The sequence below is a fragment of the Paenibacillus sp. ACRRX genome, assembly GCF_022346885.1.
Lineage (GTDB): Bacteria > Bacillota > Bacilli > Paenibacillales > Paenibacillaceae > Paenibacillus_B.
Window position 1 is genome coordinate 177,980 of the sequence record NZ_JAKRNK010000003.1, and the last position, 12,880, is coordinate 190,859.

The following is a 12,880-nucleotide window of genomic DNA, read 5'->3' on the forward strand; positions in this document are numbered from 1 at the left end:
TCACTATTCATTCTTGCTCATCTACAAAGGCCTAGCTTTACAGAACTTGAACAATTCGATGTCCCGCCGCCTTCACAAGGCGATTCATGACCGCCAGCCCTATTCCTTCGGTTGGGCAAGCTTCCGCGAGAATGTAGGTGACGCCTGCGTCATCGAAACGACGCAAGGCACTATATAGTAATTGAGCAGCTTGATTCAGCTCGCTCAAGCTGCCCAGCTCTGCGACAACATCGGCGCGGTATCGATCGGTATGCTCGCGGAATGCGAGGACGCCGGTCGTTTCTCCGCGGCGCTTGGCGTCAGCAATGTCGGCCTGTATGTAGGCCGATATGGCGTCAGCAGAGGCGCCCCGCACGATACACATAACACCCGTTGGTGCGTAGTGTGTATACTTCATTCCAGGTGAGCGAGGAGCCTCAGTGGAAGCGGCAACGTTAGTGTCGTCACTGTTGCTCGTGAATAGTTCTAATTCATGCTCGTATGTTGATAATCTGTTTGGCTCGCTGATTTGCTCTATGCTTGATTCAACTATAGCTGTTGATACAGAATTTGATTCTATCTTTGAATCCGCCACTGGGGTGACGACAGTCGAATCCACACCAGGAGCTGCACTCGTGTTTGGCACCCGCTCCATCAAACCGTGATGCAGCATGCCTCCCTCCGGGTCGACTGCTGGATCAATCGTTACCTGCGAACAGAACTCTTGCAGCATCGCAAGGGTAACGCCGCCAGGACGAAGCACGTGCACACGGTCACCATGTACCTCTACCACCGTTGACTCTACGCCTACACCTGTCGGCCCTCCGTCTACAATACCAGCTATGCGCCCGTCCAAGTCCTCCATCACATGCGCCGCAGTCGTCGGACTTGGGCGCCCTGACCGATTCGCGCTTGGCGCAGCAATTGGACATCCCGCCGCGCGTATAAGCCGCCGCGCCACCGCATGATCCGGCATACGTACGGCAACGGTTGCGAGCCCAGCTGTTACTTTAGGCGATACTGCACCTTGACGAACAGGCAGCACTAACGTTAAAGGCCCAGGCCAAAAACGTTCCATCAGGTGGCTTACCAATTCGTTATATGGCTGTACTAGCAGTTCTACCTCTGATTGATCTGCTACATGGACGATCAATGGATTATCTGATGGGCGTCCTTTGGCATAAAATATTTGCTCAACTGCCGCAGTCGACGTTGCATCTGCGCCAAGACCATACACAGTCTCTGTAGGAAAGGCCACCGTCTGGCCTTGCGCAAGCAGTTGAGCCGCTTCTTGAATTGCCTGTTCCTGCTCGCTTTTTGTGTGTGCTGTTAATGGCCAGCAGCGTGTGTTTACCTGTGTCGCAGCTTGACCATATTGTGGCTGTTCCTTCTTGTTCATCTATACTCCGCCCTTAGCAATGAAAGAAGATGCCGACAGGGGTCCGACATCTCCTTTTATATCATTTATTTGGTAATCCTGTATCTATCAACAAAGCCTATAACGTCCAAATTCCCTTTAAAACATGCAAAGTGCATGTTTTGCAATAAAATTATTATACACGATAAGTGCGGTCTACAATAAGTATCAATTCCAATCACATTGTTTAAGCTGCATTAACAAATCCGCTGTAGGTTTAGATTCCTTGCGCAGCCACGACACAAGTCGCCTTCAAACCTTCATTCACTCTGTACATTAAGGGAGCTTCATGCCAGTATGCCCAACCCTCACTTCATCACTCACCGCATTGCGTGCAGCTCAATTAATATTAACCGAACAGTGTGCGAAACAAATTTCCAATCCAGTCGCCCAGCGCAACCAGCATATCCCATAAGAAAAAGCGTACTTCCTTCTCCTTGCCTACTGACAGCTCACTTTGCAACCCATCCTTATCAGTTTGCTTATTCTGGATGCTTGACTTCACATTTTCCTCATCAGCCTTTGATTTCTTGATCGATGTCGAATCTTCATCTTGTTCTGAAACTTTGGCAATGGCAGTTCCTTGTTCCCCATCTACAAAACACAGTGGCGGAAACAACACACACCACCAGTTCTGGCCTTTACCCTCGCCAAGTGTAATTCGCAGCGCTTCATATATGCCAGCTGGATATACGCGACCACCATATAGCTTGGCAGGAAAAGGGACCTCCTTCAACTCCGCCGTGACTTTATACGTCTTGCCGCTCTCATTTACAACTTGTTGAGTGATATCGTTTATGTGATCCATATGGGATTCAATCCACACTCTCGCCTGCTCTCGAGTCTCGGGAACGTCACCATCGTTTAACCACATATTCATCTGCTCTACTACTCGATCACGAACTTCTCGTTTTAGCTTTTGATCCTGACTCGAATCTGAATGAGCTAATATTCGAAGTCGAATTGCATCACCAGGAATACTAGAAGAATCTTGGTTTGACTGCTGTTTTCTTTCGCCTACCTGTGTTCCATATACAGTTTTTAAGTCCCAACTCATCATTGCTCCTGCCAAGATAACACTCAGCAGAATAAGCTGCAACAGTCTACGATTACGCATGACGGTTATGCTCCTTGTGAGGTTGGGCGCGCCTCTTAGCCATCATTATGTCCCCAACCTTACAGAGCTAAACCTATTAATCTATTAAAAAAATAGGGATTGGATCAGAACTGCTAATCCTGAATAATAATCGGCTATTATCAACAATTTCTATTCCGACGCCATGTTCCAATTCTGCTGCCGATAATACCTCTTCCCCACGACGGCACACGCATCGTTTGAGTAAATTTATAGATATAAATATACACGCAAACACAAAAAAACCGTCAGTTCTACCGGAGATGATGATCCTCCTTATTCAACCAAGGTCGTCATCGACACTTCGTTCCATAAAGAGAATATCAAATGCAGTAAAACTCACGGTATAATTTACTTATTATCCCACTTATATAGATAGTAGAAGGGTAATAATAATCAGAGATCAACAGCTGTGAACATAGCCTCCGAATAGAACATTATTCCCACAACGGCAGCAATCGGTTAACAACCAATTCTTCCCCTGTTATAACGGTCTAATGCCGATTACGTGCCTCTCAATCCCAGCCAAGTCTTGAACAATTCGGATCTTCTCCGTGTAGCCGGCCTGTTCAACTAGTGCAGCCACTTCAGGTGCCTGTCCCTGCCCAAGCTCAAAAGCAAGCATGCGGGGACGTTCACTGAGATGCGATAACATTCCCATAATGCGGCGATAAGGGTCCAAGCCGTCTGCCCCCCCTACAAGAGCAGTATGCGGTTCAAAGTCACGAACTTCACGTTGAAGCTCCAGCATGTCGGCCTCAGGAATATATGGCGGATTTGAGATCAAAATATCGACAGGCAGCCTCCCCTGTAGCGGCATAATCAAGTCACCCTCCAGCCACTCAATTCGTTCATCAACATGCAGCATCGCTGCATTATGACGTGCCATCTGCAATGCCCCTGGTGATATATCCACTGCAACCAGCTGCCATTCCGGACGCTCATACGCAAGCGTACAGGCGATTGCACCGCTGCCTGTTCCAATATCAGCGGCTCTCAACGAAGCCAAGTCACCATACAGCAGCTTTGTTTCTTCCAGCACTGCTTCCACAAGCAGTTCCGTCTCCGGACGCGGGATCAATACGTCCGCCGACACTTCAAACCGAAGCCCATAAAAATAGGCTTCGCCCATAATATATTGCGTCGGCTCCCCAAGTGCTCGCCGCGCAATCATGGCTCCGTACGCTGCTGCCGCAGCTTCCGGAAGCAGCTCCAGTAAGCGGCTCAAGTAAGCCGCTCGCTCCCAGCCAAGCGCATGCCGGAGCAGCAGCTCGGCATGATGCTGACCATCCGCCACGCTGCTTGCAGATAAACAAGAAGAAGCCTGTAACCAGGCTTCCCTTATTGTGAGCGGCAGCTCAAGGCGGAACTCGTGTTGAGTTCCATCTCCGTTACCGCTATTGATCATAATTGATTCTCCCGCTCCAGAAGTTCTGCCTGTTCGGTAATCGTTAACGCTTGAACGATATCTTCCATATCACCGTTCAGTACTTGATCCAGCCTATGCAGCGTCAGACCAATACGATGGTCCGTTACACGGCTCTGTGGAAAATTGTACGTCCGAATCCGCTCACTGCGATCTCCCGTTCCGACCTTGCTTTTACGTTCAGCCGCAGACTTTGCTTCTTCTTCCTGACGTTTTATATCATAGATACGTGCACGCAACACTTGCAGCGCCTTGGCCTTATTGTCGTTCTGAGACTTGCCGTCCTGACATGTCGCGATGATACCTGTCGGAACGTGAGTGACACGAACCGCAGATTTCGTCGTATTAACGGACTGTCCACCAGCACCGGAGGAACAGAATGTATCTACTCGAATGTCTTTGTCCAGAATCTCTACTTCAAAGTCTTCGATCTCAGGCATTACACCGACTGTCGACGTTGATGTATGAATACGTCCGCCAGATTCCGTTACTGGAATACGTTGTACCCGATGAGCACCGCTCTCGTACTTCATCTTGCTGTATGCGCCTTTACCGCTAATCATGAAGATAACTTCTTTAAAGCCGCCCAGATCATTAATGTTCGCTTCCATAAGCTCCGTGCGCCAGCCTTGTGTATCTGCATATCGCGTGTACATCCGGTACAGATCTGCAGCAAACAAGGCTGCTTCGTCTCCACCCGCAGCTCCACGGATCTCGACAATCACGTTCTTATCATCGTTAGGATCTTTAGGCAGCAGCAGCACACGAATGCGCTCTTCCAATTCTTTCTGACGTCCGCTCAAGTCTTCAATTTCCATTTTGACCATGTCACGCATCTCGTCGTCCAACTTCTCTTGCATCATGGCTTTTGCCGCTTCAAGCTCGCTCATGACATTCTTATATTCCATATAAGCTTCATATGCGCCTTGCAGATCGGATTGCTCTTTGGAATAATCACGCAGCTTCTTCGGGTCGCTGGCGACATCCGGGTCACAGAGCAATTCGCTTAGCTTCTCGTAGCGGTCAGCCAATGCTTGCAAACGATCTAACATCATACGGGGTCACCTCACTTTATATTCTACAGTATACCTACTCGAAACGTGCCTGCGCACGCTCTGTCGGTTCCAAGCTATATTTAACACCTACCCTATTAAGTAAGCCGTTAAAATTCAGATCTAACAACCGCGACTGTATCGCTAGACGTTAAATCTGAAATGCATGACGTCGCCGTCTTGAACCACATATTCTTTTCCTTCCAAGCGGAGCTTGCCCTGCTCCTTCACCACGTTCATCGAGCCGCCCGCAACTAGATCGTCAAAAGAAACCACTTCCGCACGGATAAATCCACGCTCAAAGTCTGTATGAATAACCCCCGCTGCTTGCGGTGCTTTCATGCCTTTGCGAATCGTCCATGCGCGTACTTCTTGCACGCCAGCTGTAAAGTACGTGTAAAGACCAAGCAGGCGATAGGCAGCTTTGATCAAACGGTTCAAACCGGATTCTTCAAGACCAAGCTCTTCTAGGAACATGGTACGATCTTCTCCTTCAAGCTCTGCAATCTCGGCCTCTACCTTTGCACTGATCGGCACTACTTCCGCGCCCTCTTCAGCAGCAAATTCACGAACTTTGGCTACATAAGGATTGTTATCCGCAGTTGCTACTTCATCCTCACTCACATTGGCTGCATACAGAATAGGCTTGCTAGTCAACAAATGCAGTTCGCGAACAGCCGCTTTCTCATCTTCTGTAAGATCCACGCTGCGAACCGGTTTATCATCGTATAAAGCATCTTTCAGCTTCTCCAGCACAGAAGCCTCAAGAGCATATTTCTTGTCGCCGCTCTTCATATTCTTCTTCGTACGATCAAGACGCTTCTCGACGGACTCCAGGTCAGCCAGAATTAACTCCAGGTTAATCGTCTGAATATCACTGATTGGATCTACTTTGCCGTCGACGTGTGTAATGTTCTCGTCTTCAAAACAGCGTACCACATGCACAATCGCGTCTACTTCGCGAATATGAGCAAGAAACTTATTGCCTAGTCCTTCCCCTTTGCTTGCGCCGCGCACAAGTCCCGCAATATCAACAAATTCGAATGCTGTCGGAACCGTACGATTGGGAACTACAAGTTCCGTCAATTTGTCCAGACGCTCATCCGGTACTTCAACTACACCTACGTTTGGATCAATCGTACAAAATGGATAGTTTGCAGATTCTGCACCCGCTTGTGTTATTGCGTTAAACAAAGTCGATTTCCCGACGTTAGGCAAGCCTACGATTCCTGCTTTTAATGCCATTTCCCATCCCACTCCTCAGCTGCGTATATGATATCTCCATACATTCGTTATCCATCTCACGGTTATGAGTGTTTACGAAGTGAATTTTTACGATTTCTTTAACAACGTATCCAGACGTTTCCTACTAGCTACAAAAAAAATTCCTTAACCATTATAACCAACCACATAAAAAAAACCTAGCCATTGACTAGATGTATTACTTTCTATGCAAAATGAAATTCTTCACTCTTTCTTTATTATATCAGAATCAGCGGAGATTGCCCATACTTTCACTTTAATGAACCGTTGTATGCAAATCCGCGTTTCCACCAAAGCCATAAACCTGTACCTGGTACCTTTATCAACAAAAGAACGCATAGTTTAATCCTGCTCATCCCACACTACAGTTAAGCGAGCCTAGGATGGCTTTGGCTTAATCAGTCAAGAAAGGACTTGAACTATGGAAAACAAGACCCATCAAGGCAATTACGTCGGCTCAACCAATATGAAAGCAAAGAACCAAGACATGGCATTTGTCAACGATACGTTAGAACAGGCTAAGACAGCCGTCCCTTTTAAGCAAAAGCCAAAAAAAACAGATTAATTCTGAGACAAAGAAGAAACTCCCATGTGGACAGCCACATTGGGAGTTTGTTATGGACAAGTGCTTCACCATTTAGATCTTAAAATTCAATGGGTACAGCAAATGCTTCACACCATACTTCGAAGCGTTAGGTGATTCGATTTGCTGATGAGCAAGTACCTTTAGTGCTTCACGCACTGCTGTACATTGCTCGTTAAATGCACCAACCGCTTCTCCGTCCATAAACAGCGATTGCAGCATATTGTCCGCAATAAGCATCGGCCCATTCCAATTCCATTGCAGCCATTCTTCATCCCACTGCACTTCAGCTTGACCGCATTCCCATGTAATCGTCCGCGACCTCATACGATGAGCCTTGACGGTCTCACTCAAGCACTCTTTCCACCACCAAGCGCGCTGATCCCGTTCCCAGCCCATTCGAGACATCGCAATACGTGCCGCCTGTGCACAACAAGCTGCTGGCGAACCGTCTGCCCAAGGGAAGGTCATCCGATCTATTCTTGGCAGTTCAACACCTCTGAGCAGGTGCGACCAATCATGTGCTCTTACTTGCTGCCCCGCTGTCAAGCACATACAAACCGCTCGCATCGCTTCATACAGCGCATCGCTGTGCGCCTGGCCGAATGCAATCGCCGGATTATACGGCTTCCCGGCTCTGCGGCGCCAGTCGGTCAGGGCTAGCAGCCCGTTCAACCGGATTCTTGCCGATTTTGTATGCAAGGTTGTCTCAAGTAGTCCAGCCTCAACACGTTCATCCTCACTTTGCAGCAGGTGAAGCGCGTAGATCGTCTGGACAGCAGTTGCCTCGTCTTCCTCCAGAAGCTGCAGCAGATCGCCCAATCGTTCAATCATAGCTGTACGCCATACTTGATAGCGGCAGCTTGACTGTTGACTGGCAGCCGCTATGGACGGCGTCACTCCAAAATCGGGATATACGTCCATATCCTGCACCATCAATCCTGTCATTCGGTTAAGCACATATGCTTTGGCAACGGACTTATTACGGACACATAGCAGGTCAAGCAGCGGATGAATCAAGTAAGTAGCCTTACTTTCGCTAGCTTCCTCCATACTCAAAAAATCAAAACATTCTTGGGCCGCTTCTGATGATTGTTCCCACGTACCATTTTCCATCACACAGAGCAGTTCCTGCAGATTAACCGCGGAATCGAATGTAAAGTACATATCGACTCGACTTGTTATGCCCATCAGTTCTAATCCTCCAGATGACGCGCCACCATGGCGTCGTGGTTTTATCACCCATTATAGCATGTGAATATAGACGGTTCGCAATTCGATTCGAACATTTTTTGTATATTATGTTGCCAAACGGATTCAATTTAGCAAATGGAGGTAAAAAGAATAGCATGACAGCCCCATTATTTCATCAATAACAGTAAAAACAACCCCAACCGTTACTGTCCGAACGGCTGGGGTTGTTCTATTCTCACTTCTATTATGGCTGAACTACTACAAGTACCGCGTTGCTTATTGCCGGGATGGATCTGGTTGTCATCAAGGAATGGAAACCTACCACCTTAACACCTTTTGTAAGATCGCTTGTTTTAAGCTCTTGTCCGTATACATCTACGATCTTTGTATCTCCTGTAATGTTCAAAATGATATCGTTCTCCAGCTCGTCGTCAGCCTTTACGTCAATATGAACGCGGCTAGTGTCGCTTTCTTGCTTCGCAGATTCGGCTACCACACCTTCCACACGAGCCGTCTCGCCCAATACAACGATGCTTTTAGCACCACTCATTGGAGGCATGCTCATCGTCATAATTGGACCGTACTCTGCTTCAATGCGCGTGTTGGATTTCAGCGCGCTTTTATCCAATTTGTTACCATTGGCGTCTGTAATGACAGTCTCATCGGTTACGGTAAGAATGACAGGACTAGTTCCAACTACAACAAGGCGGTTATCCTTCGCTTCAGCAATGATGCCTGTTGATTTAATAGCTTTTAATTCCTCTACACGCTCGATAACAAACTTTGTAGCTGATGCTTGTGGCGGGAGGCTCTTTGTCATTTCCGGCCCATACTTCGCTGTCACCTTCCAACCCTTCTCCAATGCTTCGAACAAGTCAGCCTTCTTGCTGTCCTGGTCGACAACCAATGTGTTCTTTGTAAAGTTCAGACGAATCAAGTCCTCGCCTTGCTTGGCTTCCTTACCCTCAAGCATCATATATGCACCATTTTTAGTGTAGACGATTTGTTGAATCGTTCCTGTCTTACTTATTTCCTTAACCTGCTCTACCGTTTCAGCCGGCTTCGAGGAAATAGGCTTTACCGCCTGAGCACCTGCCGTTAACGGTATCGCTACCATAGCTACTAGGCCAGTTGTTACGATAAATTTAGTCCATGTTTTCATTGTTGTCTCCTCCTGTGTGTTGAATAAATAGTGAATATAATGGTAATCCTCCGCATTCTTCTGCAGTAGAAAGGGAAGATAGATAGCTTGGTCCAGCTTTACACCACCCTAGACGCCAACTCCCAGCAAAAAGTTGCACCCCTCGACATCTTTTTGAGAACCACTTCATATTTATACACTTATTCAACATATTAAAATCCCCACCATACATAAGTATGATGGGGTCTATTGGACTGAGAAATGGTGAGCTATACTCGTTAGCCTTTTATACCGGAATGCATAAAACTGCTAATAAACTGACGCTGGAAGAGCAGGAAGAAAACAAGCAGCGGAGCGACGACAATCAAGGTGGCCGCACTGACCTCCGACCATTGAGCACCGGTTTCAAACGACTGGGCAAATATAGCCAAGCCAACCGTTAGTGGGCGGTTTTCTACCGAGTTGGTGACAATAAGTGGCCAGAGGAAGTTGTTCCACTGGTAGCTGACCGATACAACGGCAAAGGAGACGTAGATCGGTCGCGTTAATGGTACGTAGATGCGCCACAGAATACCAAGACGTGAGCTTCCTTCCACTACGGCTGCCTCTTCAAGTTCATATGGAACTTGCTTAAAAGCTTGCCGGAGTAGAAAGATTCCAAAAGCAGAAGCAAAATAAGGTAGCATAATACCAAGCTTTGTATCGAGCAGACCAAACTCTTTTAACACGTGGTAATTAGAGAAAATAAGAACATCTGCTGGTACCATAATTTGCACCAGAAACAGCATAAACAATACTTCTTTCCCAAAGAAGCGCAGTCTGGCAAATGCATACGCCGCTAGTGTCAGCGTCACCAGTTGAACAAGCAGCACGCCGCCTGAGATCGTTAACGTGTTCATATAATATTGGGCGAAAGGGGCCCCATTCCATACTTTTATAAAATGATCAAACGTCCATTGCCAGGACAACACATTGCTAATGATTGCTTCCTTCGGCCGGAACGCCGTCCACAGCACCCATATAAATGGGATTAGCCAGAACACGCCAACCACCATCATAATGAACGTCCACAATGCTTTTAAAGCTTTGCTGCGAATACGTTCGTTACGAAGCTCACGTTCGGAGCGTATCATACGCGGCTCGGGCCGGTTATGCCAAGGGACATCTATCGGTTGAGTCATGCAGCACCCTCCTATTGATAATGGATTTTTTTGTCCCATCCGAAAAATTGCAAAGAAGACAGCACAAGCAGCAGTACAATCATTACGACAGTCATAGCAGCACCCATGCCTTGATCATAGAAACTGAATGCCGTGTCATAAATGTGATACAACAGCAAACTGCTTGCATTATCAGGGCCACCTTTGGTCATAATCCACAGATGATCTACAAGTTTAAAGGCGTTGGTTAACGCAACTATAGCCACAAAAAGTGTCGTCGGCATCGTTAACGGAATTGTGATCCTGCGCAGCACCGTCCATATGCCAACCCCGTCTACTGCAGCCGATTCGTAAAGATCCTTCGGAATATTCTGTAGGCCTGCCAGATAGAAGATCATAAAATAACCTGCCTCTTTCCAGATCAACATGACAACTAACGCACCCATAACCGTATCAGGATGGCCAAGCAGACTCAGATCGGATTGACCGAACCAGGAGGCAAATCTCGCAAGCAAGCCATACTGCGGTGTATAAATAAACAACCATATATTCGCTACTGCTATCATCGGAATCATATTCGGATAAAAGTATGCAAAGCGTACGAATCCGCGGCCGCGCATTGCCTTGTCAGCAAACAGCGCCATTACAAACGCAAGTGCCATTGAAGTGGGCACCGTGCCGATGGCAAACCATATATTGTTCGTGAACACTTTTTGGAACACTGCGTCCTGGAACATCGTTATATAGTTATCAAAGCCGATAAACACCGGCTTTGGAGTAGCCAAGTCCGATTGATGCAAGCTGAGCCATACAGTCTTCAGCATTGGATAATAAGTAAACAAGCCAAGAAATATGAGCGAAGGCAGAAGGAGCGCCCAAGCAAATCCATTACGCTTCAACCGCTCGCTCCACTTAGCAGTCATCATCAATATCGCCCCTTTACAACATACAAAGTATACGACTATTTAACAGTCTAATTTAAGAATATCGACCTTTTCCGATCCCCGAGGTGAGCGATCTCTCCTGATCCCTCCACATATACAAACCGGCAGAACGACCTGTGTCGCTCTGCCGGTTCGTCATGACCTCACTCACCCGCAGCCGTCATAATCTGTTAGGCATGTGAGGTTGTTACTTTTACTTATTAAATGGAGCCAATGCTTTGTCTGCATCCTCTTGCGCTTTCTTCAGCGCAGCTGCAGGATCTGTCGTACCTGTTAAAGCGGCTTGAATCTGATCCGTGAGCGCCTTGGATACTTTGCCGTTATTGTGCGTTGACAGCTCTGCGTGTGCATGCTGCAATTGGTCACGTGCGACGAGCGCCTGCGGGAACTCGGCAGCATACTTTTTCATAAGCTCAGTTTCATAAGCAGACTTGCGTACGCCTACGTATCCTGTATCTATGCTCCATTGTGCAGCCATCTCTGGCTCTGTCATAAACTTGATAAATTCCCATGCTGCTGCTTGTTTTTTCGGATCGATATCTTTAAAGATATAGAAGTTGCCGCCGCCAGTAGGGGAACCGTACTGTTTGCTCATTGGCAGGAACGCAACGCCGAAATCAAACTTGGCGTTATTTTTGACGTTAGTCAAGTTGCCAGTTGTATGAATCATCATGGCCGTCTTGCCTTCGATAAAGTCGGTTGGCACCGTTGCCCACTCAATCACACCTTCTGGCATAACTTTATGTTTCTTAGACAAGTCAACCCAATATTGAAGAGCCTCGACATTCTCCGGTGTATTAAAGAATGCTTTTTTGCCATCTTCCGACATCAAATTCTGATTAACATCCTTCGCATTTTGCAAAGCGAACAATTGGAACATCCAATAGGCGAATCCAGAGCCTGGGATCTCAATGCCTTGGCGTCCGTCTTTCTTCAGCTTACTAGCGTACTGAGCAAGCTCTTCCCAAGTTGTAGGCGGCTTCTCCGGATCTAAGCCAGCTTCTTTAAAAGCAGCTTTGTTATAATAAAGAACGATTGTGCTGCGTTGGAATGGAATGCTGTATGTCTTGCCTTCTACCTGAGAATTCGCCATAAATGCCGGATAAATATCCTCTTTATTAAACGAGCTATCTTTTGCAATAAAGTCGTCCAGCGGAATAACTGCGTTCGTATCCAGCATACTGAACAGCTCTGTCGACAGCATTACGGCCACATCTGGAGGCTGCTGCGCTTGAATACCAGCTTGAATCTTCGTTGTCGTATCCGCATAACTGCCTGTGTATACCGAATTCACCTTAATATTTGGGTGTTTTTGGGTAAATTTAGCCGTCATGTCCTCAATAACCTTTGTTAACGGACCACCAACCGCAATCGGATAATAAAATTGAAGCTCAATTGGCTCTTCTGCTGCAGGTGTAGTCTGGGCCTTTTCAGGCTCTTTGTTTGCACTTGCTGACGTGTCTGCTGTCTGTGACTTTGCACATCCGAGCAGCATCGTAAAGCACAAAACAACAAGCAGCATCCATTTTGCACGCATTTGCATCTGTTCTTATCTCCCCTTCTGAACTTCCGGTTCAATGATCTGC

The 12,880-nt window shown here is 47.1% G+C and carries 11 protein-coding genes; 1 reads left to right on the plus strand and 10 read right to left on the minus strand.

The annotated features are described in order from the left end of the window. Positions 1-37 precede the first annotated feature (37 nt). The 5 genes from MH117_RS11545 to ychF all read right to left on the minus strand — a co-directional run bounded on the left by MH117_RS11545 (position 38) and on the right by ychF (position 6,254). A complete protein-coding gene (locus MH117_RS11545; protein ID WP_239328856.1) occupies positions 38-1,378 on the minus strand; it encodes an L-threonylcarbamoyladenylate synthase in 1,341 nt (446 codons plus the stop codon). Between the two features lie 367 nt (positions 1,379-1,745). Further along, positions 1,746-2,513, minus strand: a complete 768-nt coding sequence (spoIIR, locus tag MH117_RS11550; RefSeq protein WP_239328857.1) for a stage II sporulation protein R — start codon at positions 2,511-2,513, stop codon at positions 1,746-1,748. A 502-nt stretch (positions 2,514-3,015) separates the two neighbouring features. Beyond that, positions 3,016-3,939, minus strand: coding sequence for a peptide chain release factor N(5)-glutamine methyltransferase (gene prmC / locus MH117_RS11555; protein WP_239328858.1), 924 nt, complete (start codon positions 3,937-3,939; stop codon positions 3,016-3,018). After that, positions 3,936-5,009: a peptide chain release factor 1 gene (prfA, locus tag MH117_RS11560; protein ID WP_239328859.1), complete on the minus strand. Its 1,074-nt coding sequence runs from the start codon at positions 5,007-5,009 to the stop codon at positions 3,936-3,938. The genes prmC and prfA overlap by 4 nt, the downstream gene beginning before the upstream one ends. Positions 5,010-5,153: 144 nt before the next feature. Then, a complete protein-coding gene (gene ychF, locus MH117_RS11565) occupies positions 5,154-6,254 on the minus strand; it encodes a redox-regulated ATPase YchF (RefSeq protein WP_239328860.1) in 1,101 nt (366 codons plus the stop codon). 439 nt (positions 6,255-6,693) lie between these two features. Here ychF and MH117_RS11570 point away from each other — a divergent pair, with 439 nt between their 5' ends. Further along, positions 6,694-6,837 (plus strand): hypothetical protein, encoded by a 144-nt coding sequence (locus tag MH117_RS11570; RefSeq protein WP_239328861.1) that lies wholly within the window; start codon positions 6,694-6,696, stop codon positions 6,835-6,837. A gap of 72 nt (positions 6,838-6,909) precedes the next feature. Here the strand turns inward: MH117_RS11570 and MH117_RS11575 are convergent, their stop codons facing one another. From MH117_RS11575 to MH117_RS11595, 5 genes are all read right to left on the minus strand, one after another. After that, on the minus strand, positions 6,910-8,046 hold the full coding sequence (locus MH117_RS11575) for a hypothetical protein (RefSeq protein WP_239328862.1): 1,137 nt from the start codon (positions 8,044-8,046) through the stop codon (positions 6,910-6,912). Positions 8,047-8,293: 247 nt separating this feature from the next. Beyond that, complete coding sequence (locus MH117_RS11580; RefSeq protein ID WP_239328863.1) at positions 8,294-9,211, minus strand: hypothetical protein; 918 nt, start codon at positions 9,209-9,211, stop codon at positions 8,294-8,296. A 257-nt stretch (positions 9,212-9,468) separates the two neighbouring features. Beyond that, entirely contained in the window at positions 9,469-10,248 is a 780-nt protein-coding gene (locus tag MH117_RS11585) for a carbohydrate ABC transporter permease (protein ID WP_239329205.1), read from the minus strand. Positions 10,249-10,382: 134 nt separating this feature from the next. Next, a complete protein-coding gene (locus MH117_RS11590) occupies positions 10,383-11,273 on the minus strand; it encodes a carbohydrate ABC transporter permease (protein WP_239329206.1) in 891 nt (296 codons plus the stop codon). A gap of 214 nt (positions 11,274-11,487) precedes the next feature. After that, positions 11,488-12,837: an ABC transporter substrate-binding protein gene (locus tag MH117_RS11595; protein ID WP_239328864.1), complete on the minus strand. Its 1,350-nt coding sequence runs from the start codon at positions 12,835-12,837 to the stop codon at positions 11,488-11,490. Positions 12,838-12,880 lie beyond the last annotated feature (43 nt).